The organism is Streptomyces ficellus (genome assembly GCF_030406405.1).
GTDB classification, from domain to species: domain Bacteria; phylum Actinomycetota; class Actinomycetes; order Streptomycetales; family Streptomycetaceae; genus Streptomyces; species Streptomyces ficellus_B.
This window is the reverse complement of the sequence record NZ_JAUEPL010000021.1, coordinates 1-25,170: the sequence shown is the minus strand read 5'-3', so window position 1 is coordinate 25,170 and position 25,170 is coordinate 1. Positions and strand designations below refer to the sequence as shown.

Below are 25,170 nucleotides of genomic sequence, written 5' to 3'. Positions count from 1 at the left end.
GGGGGGATGTGTCACATCGACACTATGGCCATCGTCAAAGTGACGTGAACCGGTTATGATAGATAGCGTCAATTAGACGAAAAGGCTCAGTAGAAAGGGTGCGTGACGTGACCACCGCCCAGCCCCTGGATGTCCAGCCGACGCCGCTCGCCCTGCTGCTGCTCGGCCGCGAGGCCGACCCGAAGAGCGAGCGGGGCGTCGAGTGCCCCGGTGACCTGCCATCGCCGTCCGACCCCGACCTGGTGGAGCGGGCCCGCGCGGCCAAGGAGAAGCTCGGCGACAAGGTCTTCGTGCTGGGGCACCACTACCAGCGCGACGAGGTCATCCAGTTCGCGGACGTCACCGGCGACTCCTTCAAGCTCGCCCGGGACGCGGCCGCGCGGCCGGAGGCGGAGTACATCGTCTTCTGCGGCGTGCACTTCATGGCCGAGTCGGCCGACATCCTCACCTCCGACGACCAGAAGGTCGTGCTGCCGGACCTGGCGGCGGGCTGCTCGATGGCCGACATGGCGACGGCCGAGCAGGTCGCGGAGTGCTGGGACGTCCTGACGGAGGCCGGCATCGCCGAGCAGGTGGTGCCCGTCTCGTACATGAACTCCTCCGCCGACATCAAGGCCTTCACCGGCAAGCACGGCGGCACCATCTGCACCTCCTCCAACGCCAAGCGCGCCCTGGACTGGGCCTTCGAGCAGGGCGAGAAGGTCCTCTTCCTGCCGGACCAGCACCTGGGCCGCAACACCGCCGTGCGGGACATGGGCATGTCGCTCGACGACTGCGTCCTCTACAACCCCCACAAGCCGAACGGCGGCCTCACCGCCGAGGAGCTCCGCGCCGCCAAGATGATCCTCTGGCGCGGCCACTGCTCCGTCCACGGGCGTTTCTCGCTGGACTCCGTCAACGACGTGCGCGAGCGCATCCCGGGCGTCAACGTCCTGGTGCACCCCGAGTGCAAGCACGAGGTCGTCGCCGCGGCAGACTACGTCGGCTCGACGGAGTACATCATCAAGACCCTTGAGGCCGCCCCGGCCGGCTCGAAGTGGGCGATCGGTACGGAGCTGAACCTGGTCCGCCGCCTGGCGAACCGTTTCGCCGACGAGGGCAAGGAGATCGTCTTCCTCGACAAGACGGTCTGCTTCTGCTCGACCATGAACCGCATCGACCTGCCGCACCTGGTGTGGACGCTGGAGTCGCTGGCCGAGGGCAACCTGGTCAACCGCATCGAGGTCGACCCGGAGACGGAGAGCTTCGCCAAGCTGGCCCTGGAGCGCATGCTCGCGCTCCCGTAGCCGCCGGCCCCGCGGAGACGAGCCCGGGACCCCCGCACGCGATCCGCACACGCCCGCCACTCGCGGTGGCCGTGAGCACCTGTGCCCCGCCCGGACGCTGCCGGGCGGGGCACAGGTGAGGCGTTGGAGGTGGGTGTGAAGGTGCGCGGGAGGTGCCGGTCAGCCGGGGATGAGCCCGTCGCCGGACAGCATCTCGCGGACCTCTTCGAGCGTCGCGTCGGGCGCCGGGAGGATCAGTTCGGAGGGTTCCAAGGAGTCGTCCGGGAGCGGCTCGCCCAAGGTGCGCACCGTGTCCAGGAGCGCGTGGAGCGTGCGGCGGAACCCCTCGCCGTCGCCGTTCTCCATCTCCGCGAGCAGTTCGTCGTCCAGCTTGTTGAGCTCGGCGAAGTGGCTGTCCGCCAGCTTCACCTGACCCTCCCCCATGATCCTTACGATCATGACGCGCCGTCCTTTACTGCTTGTCGAACCTCGGATTCGACTGCTGCTGGGTCTGGTCCTGCGGCGTGGCCGTGCCGCCCTCGATGGCCTGCTGCGGCGTCGTCCCGCCGGCCAGCTCGGCCTTCATGCGCTGGAGCTCCAGCTCGACGTCCGTACCGCCCGAGAGGCGGTCCAGCTCGGCCTGGATGTCGTCCTTCGCCAGGCCCGACTGGTCGTCCAGCGCACCGGAGGCGAGCAACTCGTCGATCGCGCCCGCCCTCGCCTGGAGCTGGGCGGTCTTGTCCTCGGCGCGCTGGATGGCGACGCCGACGTCGCTCATCTCCTCCGAGATGCCGGAGAAGGACTCGGCGATCCGGGTCTGCGCCTGGGCGGCGGTGTACGTCGCCTTGATCGTCTCCTTCTTCGTACGGAAGGCGTCGACCTTGGCCTGGAGGCGCTGCGCGGCGAGCGTGAGCTTCTCCTCCTCGCCCTGCAGCGTCTGGTGCTGCGTCTCCAGGTCCGAGACCTGCTGCTGGAGCGCGGCACGGCGGGACAGCGCCTCGCGCGCCAGGTCCTCACGGCCCAGCGCGAGCGCCTTGCGGCCCTGGTCCTCCAGCTTGGAGGACTGGCTCTGGAGCTGGTTCAGCTGCAGTTCCAGGCGCTTGCGCGAGGTCGCCACGTCGGCGACGCCACGGCGCACCTTCTGGAGCAGTTCCAGCTGCTTCTGGTACGAGTAATCGAGGGTCTCGCGCGGATCCTCGGCCCGGTCAAGGGCCTTGTTTGCCTTCGCGCGGAAGATCATCCCCATACGCTTCATGACACCGCTCATGGGCTTCGCGCGCCCCCTTCTGACGGACTCGGCTCCAGCACTCCAACAGAACCCACAGTACGGGCCCTGCGTCCATTACCGCACTGTTCGAGCGCGGATGCGCTCATCCCCAAGGACGACTGTGCGCGGCGATGATCCGGCGCGAGGAGTAGGGGCCCTTGCCACGGTGGACGCAGGCTGTTGCCGGATCGTTCCCCTCGGGGGTGGGGTCCATGCCGGGTACCCCGTACCCTTGGGCTTTGTGTTCCGTAGCCGTTCGAAGGATGAGAAGGCCCCCACCGACAAGGTGACGGCGGACCTCTCCAAGCAGCCCCGCGACCCCGAGGCCCCCAAGGGCCGCCCGACCCCGAAGCGGAGTGAGGCCCAGACCCAGCGCCGCCGTGCGCAGAGCACCCCGCTCGACCGCAAGGAGGCCATGCGCCGGCAGCGCGAGGCCCGCCGCGCGGACCTCGCCAAGCAGCGCCAGGCGCTGGCCAGCGGCGACGAGCGCTACCTGCCGGCCCGCGACAAGGGCCCGGTCCGCCGCTTCGTGCGCGACTTCGTCGACTCGCGCTTCTGCGTCGCGGAGTTCTTCCTGCCGCTCGCGGTGGTGATCCTGGTCCTGTCCATGGTCCGCATCCCGCAGTTGCAGAACATCGCGCTGCTGCTGTGGCTCGGTGTGATCGCCATGATCATCGTGGACTCGATCGGCATCTCGATCCGGCTGAAGAAGCAGCTGAACGCGCGCTTCCCGAACGAACCCAAGCGCGGCGCCGTGGCCTACGCCCTGATGCGTACGCTCCAGATGCGCCGACTGCGGCTGCCGAAGCCGCAGGTCAAGCGCGGAGAGCGGCCCTGAGCACCCAGGTCTCCGGCTTCGCCGGCGCGTCGGGTGAGCGGCTGGACGGACTCGGCGGGCTGCGCGACACCGTGCGCCGGGAGCTCGTCGCCCGCCAGCTCGACGAGCAGATAGCCGCCCGCTACCCGGTGGGGCAGCGGCTGCGGATACTCGACGTCGGCATGGGCCAGGGCGCCCAGGCCCTGCGCCTGGCCCGGGCCGGGCACGCCGTCACGGGCCTTGAGTCCAGCCCGGAGATGCTGAAGGCCGCCCGCGAAGCGCTCGCCACCGAGCCGGCGGGCATCCGCGAGCGGGTGCGGCTGATCCAGGGGGACGGCCGGGACACCGGCGTGCACTTCCTGCCGGGCAGTTTCGACGTGGTGCTGTGCCACGGCGTGCTGATGTACGTCGAGGAGCCGGACGCCATGCTGGCGGGGCTCGCCCGGATGCTGGCGCCCGGCGGGCTGCTGTCGCTGCTCGTGCGGAACGCGGACGCGCTGGCGATGCGGCCGGGCCTGGCCGGGGACTGGTCCGGGGCGCTGGCCGCGTTCGAGTCGGACGCCTACTCCCCCAAGGTGCCGGCCGCGCTCGAACAGGGGGAACCCCCAGGCCCGCCGGGGGTCCCGGTGCGGGCCGACCGGCTGGAGGCGCTGACCGCGACGCTCGCGGGGATCGCGGCGCCCCTGCACGCCTGGTACGGGGTGCGGGTCTTCACCGACAACGTACCGAACGACGAGGGCCTGCCCGCGGCCGAGGACCTGGAGCGCCTGCTGGCCGCGGAGGACCGCGCGGGCCGCACGGAACCGTACCGCCGGGTCGCGGCCCTGCTGCACCTGTGCGGGGTACGGGGCTGACGTCGTCCGCGTGCACCTGTGCGGGGTACGGGGCTGACGTCGTCCGCGTGCACCTCTGCGGGTACGGGGCTGACGTCGTCCGCGCGGTCGCGGGCGTACCGAAGTTGACGCCCAGGCAGGTGCGCGCGGGGGTTTTGGCGTCTGTGTCGGCGTGAGCACTACGGAGACCCAACCCCGCCTGCCCGCGCGCGAGACCTGGCGCGCCCTGTACCGGCACTTCCGGCCGCACCGCTGGACCGTCGCGTTCGGCACCTTCCTGGCCCTGATCGGCGCGGCCACCGGCATCCTCCAGCCGCTCGCGGCGAGGGCGCTGGTGGAACGGCTGGGCCAGGACCAGCCGGTCGGCCACATCCTGCTGGTCCTCACCGCGCTGGTCGTGCTCGGTACGGCGATCGAGTCGGTCGGCTCCTACGTACTGGAGCGCACCGCCGAATCCGTGGTGCTCGCCGCCCGACGCAGCCTGATCGGCCGGCTGCTGCGGCTGCGCCTGCCCGAGGTGGAGCGGACGCAGCCGGGCGACCTGATGTCCCGCATCACCTCCGACACGACCCTGCTGCGCGCGGTGACGACGAACTCGATCGTCTCGGCCGTCACGGGCGGGCTCGCGTTCCTCGCCACGCTCGCGATGATGGCCGTGATGGACGCGGTCCTGCTCGGGGTGACTCTCGGCGTGATCGTGCTGATCGGCGGCGCGGTCGCCGTGGTGATGCCGCGCATCGCGCGCGCGACGCGGCGCTCCCAGGAGGCGGTGGCCGAGATCTCCGCCCGGCTGGAGCGGGTGTTCGGGGCGTTCCGCACGGTCAAGGCGTCGGGCGCGGAGGAGCGCGAGGCGGCGGCCGTGGAGGCGGCGGCCAGGGAGGCGTGGCGGCACGGGCTGAAGTCGGCGAAGTGGCAGGCGCTTTCGGGCTCGTCGGTGGGGCTGGCCGTCCAGGTGTCGTTCCTGGCGGTGCTGGGCATCGGCGGGGCGCGGGTCGCGTCGGGCGCGATCTCCGTGGCGGACCTGGTCGCCTTCCTGCTCTACCTCTTCTACCTGACCGAGCCGATCTCCAAGCTGGTGTCGGCGGCGACCGAGTACCAGGTCGGCGCGGCGGCCGTCGCCCGGATCGAGGAGGCGGAACGGCTGGCGACGGAGCCGCCGGCGCCGTCCGGCGGGCGCCCGGCCGCGCGGCCCGCGGCCTCCACCCGCCCCGCGTCCGTCGCCTTCGAGGACGTCACCTTCCGCTACCGCGACGACCTTCCGTACGTCCACCACGGCGTCACCTTCACGGTGCCGGGCGCCGGGATGACGGCGTTCGTCGGCCCTTCGGGAGCGGGCAAGACGACGGTGTTCGGGCTGATCGAGCGGTTCTACGAGGCGAGCGGCGGCCGCATCCTGGTCGACGGCAAGGACGTACGGGACTGGCCGGTCGCCGAGCTGCGGGCGGCCATCGGGTACGTCGAGCAGGACGCCCCGGTGCTGGCCGGCACGCTCCGCGAGAACCTGGTCTTCGCCGCGCCGGACGCGACCGAGGAGCGGATCCGGGAGGTGCTGGTACGGGCACGGCTCGACACGCTCGTCGAGCGGCTGCCGGAGGGTCTGGACACGCTGGTCGGGCACCGCGGGTCCAAGCTGTCGGGCGGCGAGCGCCAGCGGGTGGCCATCGCGCGGGCGCTGCTGCGCGGGCCGCGGCTGCTGCTGCTGGACGAGGCGACCTCGCAGCTGGACGCGGTCAACGAGCTGGCGCTGCGGGACGTGGTGGCGGAGGTGGCGCGGGAGGTGACGGTGCTGGTGGTGGCGCACCGGCTGTCGACGGTGACCCTCGCGGACCGGATCGTGGTCATGGACGCGGGCCGGGTACGGGCGGTGGGCACCCACGCGGAGCTGGTGGCGGCCGACCCGCTGTACGGGGAGCTGGCCGCGACGCAGTTCCTCACCCCCGCCGAGACACCCGCCAAGACGCCGACGCCCGCCAAGACGTTCGCCGGACCGACCGTGGAGCCCTCCGTCGAACCGACCGCCGAGCCGACCCCCTGATCGGGTGCGCAGCGGGCGCCGCGCTGCGGGGCGAAAGGGATACTCCGGACATGGATGCCCTTCGTGCGCTGGTGCCCCTGACGTCCGTGCTCTGCGCGGCCGCCCTGGCGGGCGGCTGCACGGCCGCACCGCCCACCGGTACGGCCGCGGCGCAGCGGCGGGCGGCGCCGCCCGCGGCCACCCACGCGACCGAGCTGGAGGACGAGTACCAGAGGGTCATCAGGGACGTCCTGCCCTCGGTCGTCCAGATCGACGCCCGGGCGGGCCTGGGCTCCGGCGTCGTCTACGACGACCGGGGCCACATCGTCACCAACGCGCACGTCGTCGGCGACGAGCGGACCTTCAGGGTCACCGCGGCCACCGGCGAGGAGGTGCTGACCGCGAAGCTGGTGTCCAGCTACCCCGAACAGGACCTGGCCGTCATCCGGCTCGACAGCCGGCCCGACGGGCTGAAGCCGGCGAGGTTCGGTGACTCGGCGGGGGTGGAGGTGGGCCAGATCGTGCTGGCCATGGGCTCACCGCTGGGCCTGTCCGGCAGCGTCACCCAAGGCATCGTCTCGGCGACCGGACGTACCGTCACCGAGAGCCCGGCGGGCGGCGGGACGGGCGCGACGATCGGCAACATGGTCCAGACGTCGGCGGCGATCAACCCGGGCAACAGCGGCGGCGCGCTGGTCAACCTGGACGGCGAGGTCATCGGCATCCCGACCCTCGCGGCGGCGGACCCCGCCCTGGGCGGCAGCGCGGCCCCCGGCATCGGGTTCGCGATCCCCGCCTCCATGGTGCGCACGGTCGCCGACCAGATCGTCCGGACGGGCCGGGTCACCGACTCCGGGCGGGCGGCGCTGAACATCACCGGCCGTACCGTCCTGGACGAGGACTACCGGCCCGCGGGCGTCGCGGTCGTCGAGGTCTCACCCGGCGGTGCGGCGGCGGACGCCGGGCTGCGGCCGGGCGACATCATCACGGAGCTGGACGGCGCGGAGATCAGGACGATCACGTCCCTGCTGGAGGCGCTGGCGTCCGCGCAACCGGGCGAGCGGGTGACGATCACCTACAGCCGCGACGGCCGGAGGGCGACGGCACAGGTCACCCTGGGCGAGATGTAGGGCGAGGCGGCGGGACGCGGGCGGCCGGTTGCCCGGCCGCCCGGCCCCGGCGATGGGGTCAGGCCTCCTGGGGGTGGAGGCTCATCGTGTAGATCTCCGTGCCGTCCTCATAGAGGATGACCTGGTCCGCGCCGCCCTCCTGGAGGGCCTTCCAGTTCTCGCCGATCCAGGATTCCGCGTCGCCCTGGGTGGGGAAATCCTCCGGCTCGACCGCCGGCTGGGTCTCCGCGCCGTCGGAGCTCTCGAACCGCCACGTCCATGCCATGTGGGCCTCCAGATGATCGGTTTCCTGCCCGCAGCGTAGCCGGGCGCGCACCCCGCGCGGGGACGCGGGAGGATCGTCATGTGGACGTGACTCTGCTCGGCACCGGCGCCCCCGAGGGGCTGCCCCGCCCCGACTGCCCCTGCGCCGCGTGCGCCACCGCCCGCGGCACCCGGGCGCGCGCCGCCACCGCGCTGCTCGTGGACGGGGCGCTGCTGCTCGACCTGACGCCGGGGGCCGCGCTGGCGGCCGCCCGGGCGGGGCACTCGCTGACCGGCGTACGGCAGGTGCTGCTGACCCATCCGCACGACGGCCCGGCCCTGGAGCTGCCGGCCGGGCTGCCGACGGCCGGCCGGGTGCCGGACGGGCGGGAGCTGACGCTGATCAGCGGGCACCGGGTGCGGGCCGTGCCGATGGACGCCCCCGGCACCGGGTACGAGGTGACGTCGCTGGAGGGCCTGCGGCTGCTGTACCTGCCGCCGGGTGCCGCTCCGGCGGGCGCCGCGGAGGCGAGGCGGCCGTACGACATGGTCGTCGCGGACGTCGTCGGGCGGCCCGACGCGATCGCGCGGCTGCGGGCCACCGGCGGCGTCGGCCCGGCGACGGACGTCATCGCGGTGCACCTGGACCATGACGCCCCGCCCGGCCACGAGCTGGACCGGCGCCTGGCCGCGGCCGGTGCGCGGGCCGTGCCGGACGGGTCGACGCTGACCGTGGGCGAGTACCACGAGGTGCCCGATGTGCCGCGGCGGACCCTGGTGACGGGCGGTGCGCGCTCGGGCAAGTCGCTGGAGGCGGAGCGGCGCCTGGAGGCGTTCCCGGGGGTGGTGTACGTCGCGACGGGTGGCACGCGTGACGGTGACACCGAGTGGACGGCCCGGGTGAACGCCCACCGCGACCGGCGGCCGGGCTCGTGGCGTACCGAGGAGACGTGCGAGCTGGCGCCGCTGCTCGCCGAGGACGGGCCGCCGCTGCTGATCGACTGCCTGTCGCTGTGGCTGACGGACGCGATGGACCGGGTCGGCGCCTGGGACGACGACACCTGGGCCAAGAGCGGGCAGCGGGAGCTGCGCGAGCGGGTCGCGGAACTGATCGCGGCGGTGCGGGCCACCCCGCGTACGGTCGTGGCCGTGACCAACGAGGTCGGGGCGGGGGTCGTGCCCGCCACGGCGGCCGGGCGGCGGTTCCGTGACGAGCTGGGGCGGCTGAACGCGGGGTTCGCCGACGAGTGCGAGCACGTGCTGCTGGTGGTGGCGGGCCAGGTGCTGGCCCTGCGCGGCTGACCGCCCCCGGCGCAGGGCCACCCCGGCGGCGGTGACGGTACTGTTCGGCGAATGAGCAGGCTGAATCTCGACGACTTCTCCGACCTGATCGAGCGCCCCGACAGCGGCATCCGGCGTGCCGCCGAGGAACGCCGGGAGCGCCTCGCCGTGCCGCCCGGCACGCTCGGCCGTCTCGACGAGCTGGGCGAGTGGCTGTCGGCCGCTCAGGGGTCCGTGCCGGTCCGGCCCATCGACCGGCCGCGCGTGGTGCTGTTCGCCGGTGACCACGGGGTGGCGGAGCTGGACGTGTCCGGCCGGCCCGCGGGCAGTGCGCACGAACTGGTGCGTGACGTGCTGGACGGGGCCAGCCCGGTCGCCGTGCTGGCACGGCGGATGAACGTTCCGGTGCGGCTCATCGACGCCGGCCTGGACTGCGACCCCCAGCTGCTGCCCGAGGAGGTCGTACGCCACCGGGTGCGGCGCGGCAGCGGCCGTATCGACATCGAGGACGCCCTGACCGCCGAGGAGGCGGAGCAGGCGGTACGCCTCGGGATGGCCGTGGCCGACGAGGAGGCCGACTCGGGGACGGACCTGGTGGTGCTCGGCGACGTCAGCGTCGGGGGCACCACCGCCGCGGCGGCCCTGATCGCCGCCCTGTGCGGCACCGACGCCTCGGTGGTGACCGGCCGGGGCGGGGCCGGGATCGACGACCTGGCGTGGATGCGCAAGTGCGCGGCGGTCCGCGACGCGCTGCGCCGGGCCCGGCCCGTCCTGGGCGATCAGCTGGAGCTGCTGGCGGCGGTGGGCGGCGCGGACCTGGCGGCGACGACCGGTTTCCTGTTGCAGAGCGCGGTGCGGCGGATGCCGGTGATCCTGGACGGGGTGGTGTCGGCGGCGTGCGCGCTGGTCGCGCAGCGTGCCGCCTTCCGGGCGCCGGACTGGTGGCTGGCGGGTCAGGTGAGCGGTGAGCCGGCGCAGTCGAAGGCGCTGGACCGGATGGCGCTCAACCCGCTGCTCGACCATGGCGTCACGGTGGGGGAAGGAACCGGGGCACTGCTCGCGCTTCCCCTCGTCCAGGCGGCTGCGGCGCTCGCCGCCGAGCTGCCGGAGAAGGCGGAGGAGCTGGAAGAGCCGGAGAAGGCGGAGGAGCCGGAGAAGGCGGTCGAGGGGAAGCCCGTCGAGGGCTGACGGCCGCACCCACGCCAGCGGTCCCAGCGCGACCGAGGTGCGCCGGTACGGCCGCTGCCGCTGAACGGACGGCGGCCGTACCGCACGCCCAGCCATGTCACGTGATGCCCCATATGATCGCGTTTCATGGGAGAAGTCCGTCTGACCGCCGAAGCGCCCGGCAGCACCGTCCGGTCGCGGCGCAGCGCCGCGTTCGCCGTCTGGTACCTGCGGGTCGTCACCTTCATCAACTTCCTGGGCGCCGTGTGGGTCTCCCTCGGCCAGGACCTGCGGCGGCACAACACGGACAACTACTTCACGCCGTACCTGCTCACCGCCGGCTTCGCCTCGGGGGCGTTCACGCTCTTCCTGGCGATCACCATGCGCCGCCGCAAGCGGGCCGCGTGGATCCTCAACTCCGTACTGGGCGGGCTGTTCCTCCTCCTGCTCCTCGCCGCCGTCGCGCTCCTCCCGGAGATCCGGCGACACCCCCAGAACTGGGTCTCGCTGCTCCTGACCGCGGCCTTCGTGCTGGCGCTGCTCCTCGGCCGCCGCGAGTTCTACGCCAAGGGCGACCGCTCCAACCCGGCCCTCGCCACCGCCGTGGCCGTGGGCGGGCTGCTGGTCACCTCGCTGCTCGCCGCCCTGCTCGTCACCGCGACCAACACCGCCACCGCCCCCTCCACCTTCCTGGAGCGCTGGCGCTACGGCGTGCTGCGCCTGTTCACACTCGTCCCCGACGCCTCAGGCCTGCCCAACATCACTACGCCGGGCTGGGTGGACGTCGTCATCAACGTCATGGCGGCGCTCCTGCTGATCGCCGTGCTGTACGCGGCGTTCCGCTCCCGCCGGGTCGTCGATCCGCTCGGCCCGCAGGACGAGGAGCAGCTGCGGGCGCTGCTGGAGCGGCACGGCGAGCGCGACTCGCTGGGGTACTTCGCCCTGCGCCGGGAGAAGAGCGTGGTGTGGTCGCCCACCCGGAAGGCGGCCGTCGCCTACCGCGTCGTCGGCGGCGTCTGCCTCGCCTCCGGCGACCCGATCGGCGACCCGGAGGCCTGGCCGGGCGCGATCGAGCCGTGGCTGGCGCAGGCGCGCGAGCACGGCTGGATCCCGGCCGTGATGGGCGCGAGCGAGGAGGCGGGCACCGTCTACGCCCGCCACGGCATGGACGCCCTGGAGCTGGGCGACGAGGCGATCGTCGACACGGGCGAGTTCACCCTGGAGGGGCGCGCGATGCGGACCGTGCGCCAGGCCTACAACCGGATCAAACGCGCCGGGTACCAGGTGCGCATCCGCCGCCACGAGGACATCCCGGCCGACGAGATGGCCGACCTGGTGCGGCTGGCCGACGACTGGCGCGACGGCGCGACCGAGCGCGGCTTCTCCATGGCCCTGGGGCGGCTCGGCGACCCGGCCGACGGGCGGTGCGTGATGCTCGAATGCACCGACGCCGACGGCCGGCCGCGCGCCCTGCTGTCGTTCGTGCCGTGGGGGCCCAAGGGCCTGTCGCTGGACCTGATGCGGCGGGACCGGGACGCCGAGAACGGCCTGATGGAGTTCATGGTCATCGAACTGCTCCAGCGCGCCGGGGAGATCGGGATCACTCAGGTCTCACTGAACTTCGCGATGTTCAGGTCGGTCTTCGAACGTGGCGCGAGGCTCGGGGCCGGCCCCGTGCTGCGACTGTGGCGCTCGCTGCTCAGCTTCTTCTCCCGCTGGTGGCAGATCGAGTCGCTGTACCGCGCCAACGCCAAGTACCGACCGATCTGGGAGCCGCGCTTCATGCTCTTCGAGAAGAGTTCCGACCTGCTGCGCATCGGGCTGGCCGCCGGCCGCGCGGAAGGCTTCCCGGAGGCTCCGGGACTGCCGAAGTGGATGCACCGGCACCTGGACGGCCGGCGGTGAGACGGTTCGCGCGCCGCGAGTGGGGGGCGATCTACGCGGCCGTGACGACGGCGCTGGTGACGCGGACGTGGCGGGCAGTCGCCATGACGCTCGGCGCGGTCTGCCTGACGGCCGCCTTCCAGCTCGTACAGAACCAGCCCTGGGGCCTGGGGCCGGTGCACGCCATCGGGGCGGTGCGCGCCGAGGACCCGCTGTGGACGGCGCTGCTGCGCACGCCCCTGTCGCTGTTCGTACCGGCGCTGGACCTGCCGGTGTGGGGCGCGCTGGCGCAGATCCTGCTGGTGTTCGGCATCGCGGAGATCTGTCTTGGCCGGCTGCGTACGCTGCTGATCGCGTACGCCGCGACGCTGGGCGGGACGCTGTACGCGCGGATCGGTATCGCGCTCGGCCCGGACGCCCCACTCGGGCTGGGGCTGCCCGCGTCGGACGCGGCCGTCATGGACACCGGCCCCTCGGCGGCGGTCGTGGGGCTCGCGGTGTTCGTCTGCTGGCACTACCGGGCCTGGCTGACCGGTGGCCTGGTGGTGGCGGCGATGGTGGTCGAGGTGCTGGTGAAGTGCAACCTCGCGGGCAAGGAGCACCTGGCGGCGATCGTGGCGGTCCTGGTGGTGTGCGCGGTCGCGTCCTGGCGTCAGCGCCGGTCGTCGGACCGGTCACCGGACCGGCCGCCGGGCCCGCGTTCCGGTGGACGCGGTGGCGCGCCCGGGGAGTGGCGCAGCGGCAGTACGCGGTCCGGGGCGCCCGCGATCAGGTCGTGAAAGCCGCGCCTGACCCGGTCCCAGCGGCGGTCGTGGTGGAAGGCCCGCAGCCCCGCCTTGGCCCGCGCGCGGGGCCTGCGGCGGTAGAAGCGGCGGGCCCACAGGGACCCGGGGCGAGCCAGGCGCAGCGCCGCGATGACGGCGACGGGTGTGACGAACGTACCGATGATCGCCATCCGGAACTTGCCCTTGAACAGGGCGATCAGCACGAACAGGAAGTTCAGGCCGTAGTTGAGGAGGACGCTGGTGCGGCTCTGCAGCTCCGCCTGGCTGACCTCGTTGACGCCGAGCGGCGAGAAGCCTCCGAGGACCAGCAGGAGGAGGGCGGCGGTCAGGACGACGACCTCCACGCTCTTGCGGCCCTCTTCGGTCCAGTAGACGTCGTCGAGGTGGAGGATCAGCGCGAACTCGTCGAGGACGAGGCCCGCGCCCACCCCGAGCAGCACGGCGCACACGATGGGCGCCGCGCCGTGCCGCCCGACGGCGACCGCGCCGAACCCGCCGATCAGCGTGAGGACGACACCCGGCACCACGTGGTGGATGTGCAGCCCGTCGCGCCCGACGTTGCGGAAGGGCCCCCTGCCCGCCCGGATCAGGCGGGTGACGGTACGGGTGATCAGGAACGTCAGGATGAAAGAGGCCAGGGCGACCAGCAACGGGAGCTTTCCCGGTTCGACGATGTTGCGGTAAAACCAGTGACCCATGCCACCCGCTCCGGATTGCGCTCTATGGGCAATATGGGCAATTTACCTGTTGCCAGCAGCGACTACTGTGCCCGCGGTGACCACTTCCCACACCCGTACGGGCGGCCACGGCATACGGTTCGCCTTCGGCACCCTCACCGTGCTGCCCGCCCGCGTCACCCGCTGGGACCGCGACGCCGCCCGCGCCGGGATGCTGTGCGCGCCGCTCGCGGGCCTGCTGGTGGGCCTCGCCGCGGCGGCGGCCGGGGGGCTGCTCCTGCTGCTCGGCGCGGGCCCGCTGCTCGCCGCCGTGGCGTCCGTGTCCGTGCCGGCGCTGCTGACCCGGGGCCTGCACCTCGACGGGCTCGCGGACACGGCGGACGGACTGGGCAGCGGCAGGCCCGCCGAGGACGCGCTGCGGATCATGAAGCAGTCGGACATCGGCCCCTTCGGGGTGATCACGCTGGTGTTCGTCCTGCTCGCCCAGGTGGCGGCGCTGCACCGGCTGTACGCGGAGGGAACGGCCGGCTGGGCGTACGGCATGGCCGCGGCGGCCGTCAGCGGCACGGTCGCCCGTCTGGCGCTCACCCTCGCCTCCCGTACCGCTGTGCCGGCCGCTCGCCCCGAGGGCCTGGGCGCGGTGGTGGCGGGCACGGTTCCGGCGGGGCCGGCGCTCGCGGTGACGGCGCTGGTGGTGGCCGGGTGCGCCGGGGCGGGGCTGGTGGCCGGGCCCGGGGGCGCCGTGCGGCACGCGCTGGCGGCCGTGGTGGCGCTGGGGGCGGCCGAGTTGCTGCTGCGCCGCTGTGTGCGCCGGTTCGGCGGGGTGACGGGCGATGTGTTCGGGGCGGTGGCGGAGACGGCGGCCACGGCGGCGCTGGTCGCGCTGACACTCGGCTGACTGGGGCAGGGGACGTTTGAAGGGTGCCGCGGCCCGGTAGTCGTGGGGGGAGGAAGAAGGAGATCAACATGGCAACCGGCACTGTGAAGTGGTTCAACGCGGAAAAGGGCTTCGGCTTCATCGAGCAGGACGGCGGCGGCCCCGACGTGTTCGTCCACTACACGGCCATCGCCGCCACCGGATACCGCGAGCTCAACGAGGGCCAGAAGGTCCAGTTCGACGTCACGCAGGGACCGAAGGGGCCGCAGGCCGAGAACGTCACACCCGCCTGACCGTATCCACCCACGGCGCCCCGCACGGCATCGCGCGGGGCGCCGTCAGCATGCCCGGCGCCAGGGGTCCAGTTCGTACCGCTTCAGTATCGAGCTCATCCGCAGCCGCTCCGCCTGCGGGCAGAACGCGCGCGTCGGCAGTTCGTACTCGACGTGGAAGACCGCCTTGCCCGCGGCGATGAAGGGGCTGAGCCGGTCGCACTCGTCGTGCTCGGCGCACTGTTCGTTGACCGCGAAGTCGAAGTCGCCGACCAGCTCGGGGATCTGGTCGAGGTCGTTCTTCAGACCGACCGCGAGGCCGCGCTCATGGGCGAGTCGGGCGATGAGGCGGTTGTAGCGGAGCTGGTCGGCGGCGGTGAGGGGGAAGCCGGTGTCGTTGGCGTAGCCGTCCATGTTGTCGGGCTCGACCGCGTCGAAGCCCTTGTCCCGGCACATGTCGAGGCGGGCCGCCATCAGCGGCCGGAGGACGTCGGTTCGGCGGATGTCGAGCCACCGCTCGCCGTCCCAGCCGTTGCCGCGTCCGATGACCGTCCGGGGGAACGCCGCGGCGTCCGGGCGCCAGTCCTCCCAGGCGCCGGTGGACAGGTAGCAGATCACCTTGCGGCCGCGCCGGTGCAGGTCGGCGACGGCGCCCGCGCTCTGGTCGAAGCCGTCGATGTCGTACACGGGGACGTCGACGCTCGGGTCGAGGCGCCCGCTGAGCTGCCACTGCCAGGCCAGGCCGGGCTCGGGCTGCCAGCGGCCGGGGCGCGGCGGGGCGGGGTCGTCGTCGGACGGGCTGGTGCACCCGGCCAGCAGGAGCAGGGCGGCCAGCAGCACGGGGAGCGCGCGTCGCATCACGCACCCGCCAGGACGTGCGGCAGGGTCCCCCACGGGTGGTCCCCGCCGCCGGGGACCGCGCACCGGACGCGGGTGGTGGGGCGGGCGCCGGGCGGGGCGGCGTAGACCAGGTGGCAGTAGTGGTCGGCGACGGGGAGGTCCAGGGCGCGGTAGGTGTCCCAGGGGCCCTCGAACGTGACCAGCAGGTCGGCAAGTTCGGCGTACGCCGGATGGGGGTGGGCACCGTGGTTGAGGACGAGCGTGGCGGCGCCGGCCGCGCGGGCGGCCACGCCCAGGCGGCGGTAGTGCGCGACAAACTCCGGCTCGGTGGGGACCTGGTCGAGGAACGCGCCGTCCGCGCCGTACCAGTCGCGGTGGCGGACCAGGTCGGTGAGGACGTCGGCGTGCGGGCGGCGGCCGTAGCCGGTGTCGGTGTAGCCGAGGACGCACACCCCGGCCGCGCGCAGCCGGTCGGCGACGGTCACGAACGCGGGGTCGGGGGCGGGGCCGGCGCCGTTCGCGGGGTTGAGCACGACCCCGTAGAGCCGGGGCGCGGCGGCGATGATGGCGTCCCACTCGGCGGGGCGGTCGGCGGGGTGCTCGTAGTACGGCACCAGGAGGTCCACGGTTCGTCGTTTCCTTTACGTCAGGTGCCTCTACGTCAGATGCGTCGCGTCACACGCGGTGGGCGGTCGCCCGTCCGAGCAGTACGCAGCCGAGGACGGTGAGCACCACGGCCGCCGCCCCCGAGGCGGCCGCGCCGGCGAGCCTCGGGTCGCCCGCGCCCGTCGCCAGTGCCACCGTCTGCGCCCCGGCCGCCGCCCCGCACACCACCGCGGCACTGAGCACCGCCCCGAAGGACTGGAGCAGCAGGGCCGCCCACAGCACCGTACCGATCAGCAGCAGCGACACCAGCCGCAAGCCGCCGAGTGCGGGCGCGCCCGGCCACAGCAGTGTCCCGGCCACCGCCAGGAGCAGCAGCACCGCCAGGTACGCGGTGAGGCACAGCACGAGCGTGGTGGCCGTGGCGCGGCGGAAGGCGCGGGCGCTGGTGGTGGCCCGCAGCCCGGCGAGGCTCTCGCCACGGAACCGGTACAGCAGCCACTCGGCGGGGCCCATCGAGAGGGTGAGCGCCACGGCGGTCGGCGCGGCCACCGGGGCACCGGCGCCCTCGGCCAGGACGTCGCCGATCGCGGCGTACAGGACGAGCCCGCCGGTGCCGAGCCCGAACAGCCCGTACGGCAGGGACGCGGCGAGCCGGGGCGCGGTCCGTCCGGCCTCGGCGCGTGGCCCGGCCGGCAGCAGGGCGTGCAGCGCGAGGGCGACGGCCGCGACGAGGGAGGCGAGCAGCAGGGCGGTGCGCGGTGCGAGCGGCGGGTCGGTCCAGAAGGCGACGGGGGCGCCCGCCACGAGCGGCAGCAGCGCGCCCAGCAGGGCCTTCTCGCGGTCCAGGACGAGCAGTACGGTCGCGGCGGCCAGGTACAGCGCCTGTCCGGCGGCGAACGTGGCGGCGCCCCACTCCCCCGGCCCGGCCGCGGCGACGGCGACGACCGCGCCGGCCAGGGCACCGGCCGGGGCGCCGCTGAGCAGGGTGCGGGCGGCGGCGCGGCGGTCGCCGAGGCCCAGCCAGGAGTAGGCGCGGTGGGCCAGGGCCTGGTTCCACACCCAGCCGGTGACCGCTCCGGCGAGCAGCGGGACCGTACCGGCGGGCAGGCCCAGCGCGCCGGGCGGGCCGGCGAGGAAGGGCGCGCCGATGACGTACGCGAGGCCGGGGAGGGCGAAGACCAGGCCGCGCAGCAGGCAGCCGGTGAGGCCGGTGTGCGAGGGGTCGGCGGGCGGGCCCGGCGGTTCGGGGAAACGCCGCTCCACGCGCGCGTAGAGGTCTTCGGCGAGGGCGAAGGAGTCCTGGCGGCCGTAGGTGAGCCGTATGTGGTCGTCCGTCATGCCGTCGGATTCGAGGATGGCCGCTATCTCGTCGGGGTGGACGGCGGCGGCTATCACCTCCTCCAGCCGGTGGGTGAGTTCGTCGATGGGGTCGGCGGCGGCCCAGCTGGGCCGGGGGCGCGGCAGGGCGGGCAGGGTGTCCTGGCCGGTGGTGGGTTTCAGCCACAGGGAGCCGCTCATCAGGCTGCCTCCCCCGCGACGAACCCCTCGGCGACGAGTCCCTCAGCGGCGAAGTCCCCGCCGGGGAACTTTTCAGCGGCGAAGTCCCCGCCGGGGAACTCCTCGGTGGGGACGTCGCGCCAGGGGTCGGTGATCCGCAGTCGCAGCGTCCAGTCGCGGGTCTCCTCGGCCTCCGGGCCGGGCTCCGGCGCCCCGGCCAGCTCCAGGTATATGCGGCGGAAGCCGTCCACCGACCGGCGCAGCGTGAACTGGTCGATGACCCGCTGCCGGGCCCGCCGCCCCAGTTCGGCGCGCCGCTCGCTGTCGCGCAGCAGCGCCATGGCGGCCTCGGCCATCACGGCGGGCTCGCGCGGCGGCACGACCAGACCCGTGTCGCCGACCGCCTCCCGTACCCCGCCCACATCGGTGGAGACGGTGGCCCGTCCGCACGACATGGCCTCTATCAGTGAGAAGGGGAATCCCTCGCTGATGGAGGAGAGCATCACCAGGCTGCCGGCCGCATAGGCGCGGGCCACATCGCTCACGCGCCCCTCGAAGGTGATGCCGTCGCCGACGCCCAGTTCGGCGGCGAGCTTCTCCAGCCGGGTCCGGTAGTCCTCGTTGCCGGCCGGGACGGGGCCGAACAACCGCAGCCGCGCCTCGGGCAGTTCGGCGCGGACGATGGCGTACGCCCGGATGAGGGTCTCCAGGTCCTTGATGGGGTCGATCCGGCCGCACCAGCTGAGGGTGGGCAGGGCCGGTTCGGGTCCCGCGAGCGGGAAGGCGTGCGGGTCGACGCCGTTGTAGACGGTGCGGATACGTTCCTTCGGAGCGCCGCCGCGCTCTTCCCAGCGCCGGTTGTACTGGTTGCAGGGGGTGATCAGGTCGGCCTTGCGGTAGCCGAGGGAGTTGAGCTCCCGGTAGAACCCGAGCATCAGGGCCTTGACGGGCCACCGCTGGGCCTCGCTGCGGTAGCCGAGGTAGCGCTCACGCAGGTAGATGCCGTGCTCGGTGAGGAGAAACGGTACGCCTTCGAAGCGCTGGGCGGCCAGCGCGGGAAGGGTGGCGAGGCCGCTGGAGACGGCGTGGGCGACGCTGTCGCCGGGTATCCGGGCGGCCAGCGGGCGCAGCGCGTGTTCGAGGAGGTCGGTGCCGGTCAGGGCGTCGTGGACGGTGGGGCGGGCGGCGGCCGTCCGCAGGTGCGGCATGGTCCATATCCACATCAGGGAGCGCAGCGCCGACTCCGAGCGCAGGGCGGTCGACAGTCTGCCGCGCCGGGCGAGTAAGGCGAGGGTGTAGAGGCTCTCGCCGAAGTCGCAGCCGGCGGACGGGTCGAGTATCGACAGCAGGAAGCGTTCGTAGGTGTCGGTGAAGCGGCGCCGCTCGCGGCCGATGAGGGGCCGGCCCCGGCCGCGGGCCGGGCCCCACAGCGGAAACGAGGTGTGCCGGTAGAGGTTGGGCGGCAGCTCCCAGGTGACCGGTTCGCGGCCGCTGCCGGTGAGGGCCAGGACGTGGAAGTCGACCTCGGGCATACCCCGTACGAGCTGGTCGCACCAGGTGCTGACGCCGCCGTGGACATGCGGGTAGGTGCCTTCCGTGAGCATGGTGACGTGACGGCCGCTGCTCGGCATGGATGTGTCCCCCCGGTGGATGGTCAGGCGGTCGGCAGCGTGAGCGTAATCGCGGACTGGAACGCCTCGGGCGCGGTCCAGGCGGAGCGGGCACCGGCGTACGGCGTGCCGAAGGGCGCTGTACCGAGCAGTTGTTGCTTGCGGGTGCCCTCGGGTGCGGTGACCGGGGCGGGTACGCCGGCCGGCGCCTTGACGGTGACGGTGTTCCCGACACGGTAGGCGGTGACCTCACCGTCGGCGAGGGCCTTGTCCCAGGCGGCGCGGCGGAGGAGTTCCGTACCGATGTCGCGGTGGCGGAGGTTCACGAGCGGGGTGTTGTCGGCGAAGAGGGCGTGGTAGTCGGCGAGGACCTTGTCCAGGACCGGGTAGAGGAGGCGCTCCTCGGCGAGGTTGGACTGGTGGGCGTAGTGCGGGCGCGGGTCGTTGGCGATGACGTGACCGAGCGCGGTGCGGGCCTCCTGCGGGACGATGTACGACGCGTAGCCCGTGGTGACGTCCAGCGGCTCGTCGAGGCAGGTGGAGGCCGGGTCGTCCGCGCAGGCGCCGCTGCCGCCGTCCTCCTTGTCCGTGTAGATCCAGTTGTACTCGTCGGTCATCTCGGCGGCGGTGCCGACGTTGTAGTACACGTTCATCGGGTGGCGCGGCACCGTGCGCGCGGCGCCGATGGGGCGCTGCCGGGGTTCGCGGGAGTTGTCGCTGCCGATCCACCTGACGCCGTTGTCGGCCAGCGCGCCCGCGAGGTTGGGGTTGTCGGCGGGCTGCTGCGGCAGGGTGCGCAGGCCGGAGTGCTCGCCGGTGACCAGTTCGGTGCGGTCGACGGCCAGGCCCTTGTCGACGGCCCAGGTGTGGTTGTCGCGGATCTGGGCGGCGATCTCGGCGCGGCTGACGTAGCGGGTGTCGCCGTACGCGTCCTTGGCGCAGCTCCAGGGGACGGTCGAGGTGTCCTGGACGCAGCCGAGGAAGGGGTGCGTGTAGGTGTGGTTGACCCAGCGGTACTGGGCGCGGTCGGCCAGCAGCTGGGCGGTGAGCGGGTCGCTGCCGCCGTGCCCGGCCTTCCACGCCTCTCCCGAGCCCGCGTTGTAGACCATGTCGAGGGTGAAGCCGCGGGCACGCTGCCACTGGGCGGTGTACTGGGCGTCCGCCGCCGTCATCCGGATGGGCGCCGTGCCCTCGCCGTCACCACCCGCGCAGTCGAAGTCGCCGGGCGTGCAGTCGCGTTCGGTGTCCCAGCGGGCGTCGGAGGCGAACACGTCGTCGACGTGGACGGCGAAGTAGTTGCGGCTGCGCCCCAGGTGGACGCCCTGGGTCAGCCACTCCACGATGCCGCGGGCGAGTGCCCGGAACTGCCGCTGGTGCTGGTTGTAGGAGAAGGTGACGACCAGTTCGCGCCGCCCGTCGTGGGTGTACTCCCCGATGAGGCTGGCCCGCCCGCCGTCGTCGGTGGGGACGTCCAGGTAGCTGGTGAAGCCCTCGCGGGGGCGTCCGGCGTAGCCGTAGCTCTCCGAGATGTCCGGGTCGTTGTCCTCGAAGGTGAGCGGCCCGTCGAGGTACCGGAAGGGGCCCGTCCGCCCGGCGGCGGTGACGGCGCTCCGCACGCCGTCGAGAACGCCGGAACGCCCGCCGTCGCTGGTGTGGTCGAGGCCGACCCCCGGGTGCGCCCAGGTGGAGGCGTCCACCTGCGGGATCGCGTAGGTCTTCTCGTACGCGGTGAGGGCGGCCCGCTCCGTCGCGGCCAGGCCCTGCGGCGCCTCGTCGGGCAGCACCACGCCCTGGTACTTGGCGCGGGGCCGCCCATCGGCCGTGTCGGCCAGGAACGCGGCGTCGATGACGGGGCGGGCCGGGTCGGTGAGGCGCACGGTCCGGTGGGGCACGCCGGAACCCTTCAGTTCGGATGTGATGGCCCCGACCGCTCCGCCGCCGTCGTCCACGACCAGCACCGTCAGGTCGACGCGCGGCGCCGCCCCGGCCGCCGCGGCGGAACCCGCCGGAACGGCCGTGACCAGCAGCGTCGCTGCCAGCAGCGCCCCGGCGGCCCGGCCGCTCGCGAATCCGTATGCCTGCATGCGCACTTCCCCCCTCGTGGGCCCTCCGCGCGCATGCGGGCACGCGGAGGATCTGTGGAGATGATGCAAAGGGGCACGTCCCTCCCTTGCACGAATGCGGGGAGTGTGACGCAGCTCTCATGGATGGACGGCACAAACGTTGAGCGGACGCCACGGATGAGTGAATTGCCGCCCCTGTGAGCCAACTCGGGTGGCACGCGTAGGCTCGGCTTCGGCGTTTCATGGGCCGAATCACGATGCGGCAGGCCCGGCCGGCCACCCCCTGACGGACGCAGGCCGCCTCAGAACTCAACGGAAGCGAGAATTCACCACCGTGACTGCTCTCACTCTCAGCACCGCCGGCGCGGCGACACTGCGCGCCGACGCTCTCGTCGTCGGCGTCGCCAAGAGCCCGAAGGGCGGCAAGGGACTCGTCGTCGCACCGGGCGCCGAGGCCGTGGACAAGGCGTTCGGCGGAAAGCTCGCCACCGTCCTGGAGACCCTCGGCGCCTCCGGCGGCGAGGGTGAGGTCACCAAGGTGCCCTCACCGGCCGGCCTGAAGGCCCCGGTCGTGCTGGCGGTGGGTCTGGGTACGGCCCCGGAGAAGGGCGAGTCGTTCGACTCCGAGGCGCTGCGCCGCGCGGCCGGGTGCGCCGCCCGCGCACTGGCCGGAACCAAGAAGGCCGCGTTCGCGCTGCCGGTGGAGGCGGTGGAGGACGCGGAGGCGATCGCGGAGGGCGCGCTGCTGGGCGCGTACGCCTTCACCGCGTACCGGTCCGGGATGGACGGCAAGGCGGGCAAGGACGCCAAGGGCCCGCTCGCCGAGGTGACGCTGCTGGGCGGGAAGCCGCGCGACAAGGCGTACAAGGCCGGCGCCGAGCGCGCCGTCGCGCTCGCCGAGGAGATCAACCGCGCCCGCGACCTGGTCAACACCCCGCCCAACGACCTCTACCCCGAGTCCTTCGCGGCCATCGCCGGCGCGGCCGGCAAGGAGCACGGCATCAAGGTGCAGGTCCTCGACGAGAAGGCGCTCGCCAAGGGCGGTTACGGCGGCATCCTGGGCGTCGGCGCCGGTTCGCAGAACCCGCCGCGGCTGGTGCGGCTCGCGTACACGCACCCGAAGGCCGCCAAGACGCTGGCGCTGGTCGGCAAGGGCATCACGTACGACTCGGGCGGCATCTCCCTCAAGCCGGCCGGCCACAACGAGACGATGAAGTGCGACATGAGCGGCGCCGCCGCGGTGTTCGCCGCGGTCATCACGGCCGCCCGCCTCGGCCTGCCGGTGAACGTCACCGGCTGGCTGGCGCTCGCCGAGAACATGCCGTCCGGCTCCGCCACCCGCCCCGGCGACGTGCTGCGCATGTACAGCGGCAAGACGGTCGAGGTGCTGAACACCGACGCCGAGGGCCGCCTGGTGCTCGCCGACGCGCTGACCCGCGCCTCGGAGGAGAACCCCGACGCGATCGTCGACGTGGCGACGCTGACCGGCGCGATGGTGCTGGCGCTGGGCAACCGCACGTTCGGGATCATGGCGAACGACGACGCCTTCCGTACCTCCCTCCACGAGATCGCGCAGGAGGTCGGCGAGCAGTCCTGGCCGATGCCCCTCCCGGCGGACCTGCGCAAGGGCATGGACTCGCCGACGGCCGACATCGCCAACATGGGTGAGCGGATGGGCGGCGGTCTGGTGGCGGGCCTGTTCCTCAAGGAGTTCGTGGGCGAGGGCATCACCTGGGCGCACCTGGACATCGCGGGCCCGGCCTACAACGAGGGCGGCCCCTTCGGCTACACCCCGAAGGGCGGCACGGGCTCGGCGGTCCGCACGCTGGTGAAGCTGGCGGAGCGCACGGATCTTTTCTAGGGCTCGGCTCTTCAGGGCTCGGTTCGGCTCCGGGGCGCTCAAGCGTGCGTCGACGGTCGATCGCCCCCTACGGCCCGCGGGCGTGGGGTGCACCCCCGCTCACGTTCTCCCTCCGGCCGCACCCAGCCGGCGCCCCGGGGCGGCCCGAGCGTGCTCGGGCGGGCCCCGGGGCCACGACCGCCGGGGCGCCGGGGCCACCACCGCCGGGTGGCCCCGGGGGCGGGCCCGCCCGTCTCACGCCCGGGCCCGGCGTCTCCTGTTCCGGGAACAAGTGCGAAGATGGGTTCTCGGCAGGACAGGGCCCCCACCACAGGGCCGAAGAATCAGCGGCCGAACACCAGCCGCCGCCCGGTCATGGAAGGCCGGCGACCGGCGCACATGCATGGAGGACGTGACGTGGCGAACGACGCCAGCACCGTTTTCGACCTAGTGATCCTCGGCGGTGGCAGTGGCGGGTACGCCGCGGCCCTGCGGGGCGCGCAGCTTGGCCTGGACGTCGCACTGATCGAGAAGAACAAGCTCGGCGGCACCTGCCTGCACAACGGCTGCATCCCCACCAAGGCCCTGCTCCACGCCGGTGAGATCGCGGACCAGGCCCGTGAGGCCGACCAGTTCGGCGTGCTCGCCTCCTTCGAGGGCATCGACATCAAGGCCGTCCACAAGTACAAGGACGACGTGATCTCCGGCCTCTACAAGGGCCTGCAGGGTCTGGTCGCCTCGCGCAAGGTGACCTACATCGAGGGCGAGGGCCGGCTCTCCTCCCCCACCTCGGTCGATGTGAACGGACGGCGCGTCGAGGGTCGTCACCTCCTCCTCGCCACCGGCTCCGTACCGAAGTCGCTGCCGGGCCTGGAGATCGACGGCAACCGCATCATCTCCTCGGACCACGCGCTGACGCTGGACCGGGTCCCGGAGTCCGCGATCATCCTGGGCGGCGGCGTCATCGGCGTCGAGTTCGCCTCGGCGTGGAAGTCCTTCGGGACGGACGTCACGATCGTCGAGGGCCTGAAGCACCTCGTCCCGGCCGAGGACGAGAACAGCTCGAAGCTTCTTGAGCGCGCCTTCCGCAAGCGCGGCATCAAGTTCAACCTCGGTACGTTCTTCCAGAGCGCCGAGTACACCGACAGCGGTGTCAAGGTCACCCTCGCGGACGGCAAGACCTTCGAGGCCGAGGTGCTGCTGGTCGCCATCGGCCGCGGCCCGGTCTCCGCCGGCCTCGGGTACGAGGAGCAGGGCGTCGCGATGGACCGCGGTCACGTCCTCGTCGACGAGTACATGCGTACGAACGTTCCGACGATCTCGGCCGTGGGCGACCTCGTCCCGACCCTCCAGCTCGCGCACGTCGGCTTCGCCGAGGGCATCCTGGTGGCGGAGCGTCTGGCCGGTCTGAAGACCGTTCCGATCGACTACGACGGTGTGCCCCGGGTGACGTACTGCCACCCGGAGGTCGCCTCCGTGGGTATCACCGAGGCCAAGGCCAAGGAGATCTACGGCGCGGACAAGGTCGTCGCCCTGAAGTACAACCTCGCGGGCAACGGCAGGAGCAAGATCCTGAAGACCGCGGGCGAGATCAAGCTCGTCCAGGTCAAGGACGGTGCCGTGGTCGGCGTCCACATGGTCGGTGACCGCATGGGCGAGCAGGTCGGCGAAGCTCAGCTGATCTACAACTGGGAGGCGCTGCCGGCCGAGGTCGCGCAGCTCATCCACGCCCACCCGACGCAGAACGAGGCGCTCGGCGAGGCCCACCTGGCCCTGGCCGGCAAGCCCCTCCACTCCCACGACTGACGCCTTCAGTCCCGGGCGCGACGACCACTTACCGCACCATTCGATAGGAGCAACTGAAACCATGCCGGTTTCCGTAACCCTGCCGGCGCTCGGCGAGAGCGTCACCGAGGGCACCGTCACCCGCTGGCTGAAGGCCGAGGGCGAGCGCGTCGAGGCCGACGAGCCGCTGCTGGAGGTCTCGACCGACAAGGTCGACACCGAGATCCCCGCCCCGGCCGCCGGCGTCCTGTCCTCCATCAAGGTCGCCGAGGACGAGACCGTCGAGGTCGGCGCCGAGCTTGCCGTCATCGACGACGGCACGGGCGCGCCCGCCGAGGCCCCGGCTCCGGCCGCCGCCGAGGCCGCCCCGGCCCCGGCGCAGGCGGCTCCGGCGCCGGCGGCCCCCGCGCAGGCGGC

At 73.0% G+C, this 25,170-nt stretch carries 22 protein-coding genes; 13 read left to right on the top strand and 9 right to left on the bottom strand.

Annotated features, from left to right (window positions below):
- Positions 1 to 98: 98 nt before the first annotated feature.
- A complete protein-coding gene (gene nadA / locus QWM81_RS15680) occupies positions 99 to 1,286 on the top strand; it encodes a quinolinate synthase NadA (protein ID WP_290112595.1) in 1,188 nt (395 codons plus the stop codon).
- A 159-nt stretch (positions 1,287 to 1,445) separates the two neighbouring features.
- Here nadA and pspAA read toward each other — a convergent pair whose 3' ends face one another.
- Together pspAA and QWM81_RS15670 are read right to left on the bottom strand one after the other, a co-directional pair.
- Positions 1,446 to 1,724, bottom strand: coding sequence for a PspA-associated protein PspAA (pspAA, locus tag QWM81_RS15675; protein ID WP_290112593.1), 279 nt, complete (start codon positions 1,722 to 1,724; stop codon positions 1,446 to 1,448).
- Between the two features lie 13 nt (positions 1,725 to 1,737).
- Complete coding sequence (locus QWM81_RS15670) at positions 1,738 to 2,532, bottom strand: PspA/IM30 family protein (protein ID WP_290112592.1); 795 nt, start codon at positions 2,530 to 2,532, stop codon at positions 1,738 to 1,740.
- A 241-nt stretch (positions 2,533 to 2,773) separates the two neighbouring features.
- Here QWM81_RS15670 and QWM81_RS15665 point away from each other — a divergent pair, with 241 nt between their 5' ends.
- From QWM81_RS15665 to QWM81_RS15650, 4 genes are all read left to right on the top strand, one after another.
- On the top strand, positions 2,774 to 3,370 hold the full coding sequence (locus QWM81_RS15665; protein WP_290112591.1) for a DUF3043 domain-containing protein: 597 nt from the start codon (positions 2,774 to 2,776) through the stop codon (positions 3,368 to 3,370).
- A gap of 71 nt (positions 3,371 to 3,441) precedes the next feature.
- A complete protein-coding gene (locus tag QWM81_RS15660; RefSeq protein ID WP_290112590.1) occupies positions 3,442 to 4,203 on the top strand; it encodes a class I SAM-dependent methyltransferase in 762 nt (253 codons plus the stop codon).
- A gap of 151 nt (positions 4,204 to 4,354) precedes the next feature.
- Entirely contained in the window at positions 4,355 to 6,217 is a 1,863-nt protein-coding gene (locus QWM81_RS15655; RefSeq protein ID WP_290112589.1) for an ABC transporter transmembrane domain-containing protein, read from the top strand.
- A gap of 50 nt (positions 6,218 to 6,267) precedes the next feature.
- Positions 6,268 to 7,326, top strand: coding sequence for a S1C family serine protease (locus QWM81_RS15650; RefSeq protein WP_290112588.1), 1,059 nt, complete (start codon positions 6,268 to 6,270; stop codon positions 7,324 to 7,326).
- Positions 7,327 to 7,384: 58 nt separating this feature from the next.
- On the opposite strand, the gene QWM81_RS15645 is transcribed toward QWM81_RS15650, so the two are convergent.
- Complete coding sequence (locus QWM81_RS15645) at positions 7,385 to 7,591, bottom strand: hypothetical protein (RefSeq protein WP_290112587.1); 207 nt, start codon at positions 7,589 to 7,591, stop codon at positions 7,385 to 7,387.
- Positions 7,592 to 7,671: 80 nt separating this feature from the next.
- On the opposite strand from QWM81_RS15645, the gene QWM81_RS15640 reads away from it, so the two are divergent.
- The 3 genes from QWM81_RS15640 (at position 7,672) to QWM81_RS15630 (ending at position 11,922) form a co-directional block, all read left to right on the top strand.
- A complete protein-coding gene (locus tag QWM81_RS15640; protein WP_290112586.1) occupies positions 7,672 to 8,871 on the top strand; it encodes a bifunctional adenosylcobinamide kinase/adenosylcobinamide-phosphate guanylyltransferase in 1,200 nt (399 codons plus the stop codon).
- Between the two features lie 60 nt (positions 8,872 to 8,931).
- Positions 8,932 to 10,038, top strand: a complete 1,107-nt coding sequence (gene cobT, locus QWM81_RS15635; protein ID WP_290112662.1) for a nicotinate-nucleotide--dimethylbenzimidazole phosphoribosyltransferase — start codon at positions 8,932 to 8,934, stop codon at positions 10,036 to 10,038.
- Between the two features lie 126 nt (positions 10,039 to 10,164).
- Positions 10,165 to 11,922: a phosphatidylglycerol lysyltransferase domain-containing protein gene (locus tag QWM81_RS15630; protein WP_290112584.1), complete on the top strand. Its 1,758-nt coding sequence runs from the start codon at positions 10,165 to 10,167 to the stop codon at positions 11,920 to 11,922.
- A gap of 631 nt (positions 11,923 to 12,553) precedes the next feature.
- Here the strand turns inward: QWM81_RS15630 and QWM81_RS15620 are convergent.
- The gene (locus QWM81_RS15620; RefSeq protein WP_435372374.1) at positions 12,554 to 13,384 is read right to left on the bottom strand and encodes a hypothetical protein; all 831 of its coding nucleotides are present in this window, start codon (positions 13,382 to 13,384) and stop codon (positions 12,554 to 12,556) included.
- A gap of 67 nt (positions 13,385 to 13,451) precedes the next feature.
- Between QWM81_RS15620 and QWM81_RS15615 the strand changes: the two genes are divergently transcribed.
- Positions 13,452 to 14,261: an adenosylcobinamide-GDP ribazoletransferase gene (locus tag QWM81_RS15615; protein ID WP_435372373.1), complete on the top strand. Its 810-nt coding sequence runs from the start codon at positions 13,452 to 13,454 to the stop codon at positions 14,259 to 14,261.
- Positions 14,262 to 14,329: 68 nt separating this feature from the next.
- On the top strand, positions 14,330 to 14,533 hold the full coding sequence (locus tag QWM81_RS15610; RefSeq protein ID WP_290112580.1) for a cold-shock protein: 204 nt from the start codon (positions 14,330 to 14,332) through the stop codon (positions 14,531 to 14,533).
- 45 nt (positions 14,534 to 14,578) lie between these two features.
- Here QWM81_RS15610 and QWM81_RS15605 read toward each other — a convergent pair whose 3' ends face one another.
- Genes QWM81_RS15605 through QWM81_RS15585 form a run of 5 tightly spaced genes read right to left on the bottom strand, consistent with a single transcriptional unit; the run spans position 14,579 to position 21,149 of the window.
- Positions 14,579 to 15,370, bottom strand: coding sequence for an endo alpha-1,4 polygalactosaminidase (locus QWM81_RS15605; RefSeq protein ID WP_290112579.1), 792 nt, complete (start codon positions 15,368 to 15,370; stop codon positions 14,579 to 14,581).
- Complete coding sequence (locus QWM81_RS15600; RefSeq protein WP_290112578.1) at positions 15,370 to 15,978, bottom strand: spherulation-specific family 4 protein; 609 nt, start codon at positions 15,976 to 15,978, stop codon at positions 15,370 to 15,372. The genes QWM81_RS15605 and QWM81_RS15600 overlap by 1 nt, the downstream gene beginning before the upstream one ends.
- A 49-nt stretch (positions 15,979 to 16,027) precedes the next feature.
- Entirely contained in the window at positions 16,028 to 17,476 is a 1,449-nt protein-coding gene (locus QWM81_RS15595; RefSeq protein ID WP_290112577.1) for a hypothetical protein, read from the bottom strand.
- The gene (gene pelF / locus QWM81_RS15590) at positions 17,476 to 19,086 is read right to left on the bottom strand and encodes a GT4 family glycosyltransferase PelF (RefSeq protein ID WP_290112576.1); all 1,611 of its coding nucleotides are present in this window, start codon (positions 19,084 to 19,086) and stop codon (positions 17,476 to 17,478) included. Before pelF ends, QWM81_RS15595 begins: the two co-directional genes overlap by 1 nt.
- A gap of 23 nt (positions 19,087 to 19,109) precedes the next feature.
- Complete coding sequence (locus tag QWM81_RS15585; protein ID WP_290112574.1) at positions 19,110 to 21,149, bottom strand: hypothetical protein; 2,040 nt, start codon at positions 21,147 to 21,149, stop codon at positions 19,110 to 19,112.
- A gap of 313 nt (positions 21,150 to 21,462) precedes the next feature.
- Between QWM81_RS15585 and QWM81_RS15580 the strand changes: the two genes are divergently transcribed.
- From QWM81_RS15580 to QWM81_RS15570, 3 genes are all read left to right on the top strand, one after another.
- Complete coding sequence (locus tag QWM81_RS15580; protein ID WP_290112572.1) at positions 21,463 to 22,989, top strand: leucyl aminopeptidase; 1,527 nt, start codon at positions 21,463 to 21,465, stop codon at positions 22,987 to 22,989.
- Between the two features lie 396 nt (positions 22,990 to 23,385).
- The gene (lpdA, locus tag QWM81_RS15575; protein WP_290112571.1) at positions 23,386 to 24,774 is read left to right on the top strand and encodes a dihydrolipoyl dehydrogenase; all 1,389 of its coding nucleotides are present in this window, start codon (positions 23,386 to 23,388) and stop codon (positions 24,772 to 24,774) included.
- Between the two features lie 61 nt (positions 24,775 to 24,835).
- On the top strand, positions 24,836 to 25,170 hold a 335-nt coding region (locus QWM81_RS15570), incomplete at its 3' end, for a biotin/lipoyl-containing protein (protein ID WP_290112570.1).

Coding starts and splice junctions, on each gene's coding strand:
- pspAA (WP_290112593.1), bottom strand. CDS start 1,724: ATGATCGTAAGGATCATGGGGGAGGGTCAGGTGAAGCTGGCGGACAGC.
- QWM81_RS15670 (WP_290112592.1), bottom strand. CDS start 2,532: ATGAGCGGTGTCATGAAGCGTATGGGGATGATCTTCCGCGCGAAGGCA.
- QWM81_RS15650 (WP_290112588.1), top strand. CDS start 6,268: ATGGATGCCCTTCGTGCGCTGGTGCCCCTGACGTCCGTGCTCTGCGCG.
- QWM81_RS15645 (WP_290112587.1), bottom strand. CDS start 7,591: ATGGCATGGACGTGGCGGTTCGAGAGCTCCGACGGCGCGGAGACCCAG.
- QWM81_RS15630 (WP_290112584.1), top strand. CDS start 10,165: ATGGGAGAAGTCCGTCTGACCGCCGAAGCGCCCGGCAGCACCGTCCGG.
- QWM81_RS15620 (WP_435372374.1), bottom strand. CDS start 13,384: ATGGGTCACTGGTTTTACCGCAACATCGTCGAACCGGGAAAGCTCCCG.
- QWM81_RS15610 (WP_290112580.1), top strand. CDS start 14,330: ATGGCAACCGGCACTGTGAAGTGGTTCAACGCGGAAAAGGGCTTCGGC.
- QWM81_RS15605 (WP_290112579.1), bottom strand. CDS start 15,370: ATGCGACGCGCGCTCCCCGTGCTGCTGGCCGCCCTGCTCCTGCTGGCC.
- QWM81_RS15595 (WP_290112577.1), bottom strand. CDS start 17,476: ATGAGCGGCTCCCTGTGGCTGAAACCCACCACCGGCCAGGACACCCTG.
- pelF (WP_290112576.1), bottom strand. CDS start 19,086: ATGCCGAGCAGCGGCCGTCACGTCACCATGCTCACGGAAGGCACCTAC.
- QWM81_RS15585 (WP_290112574.1), bottom strand. CDS start 21,149: ATGCAGGCATACGGATTCGCGAGCGGCCGGGCCGCCGGGGCGCTGCTG.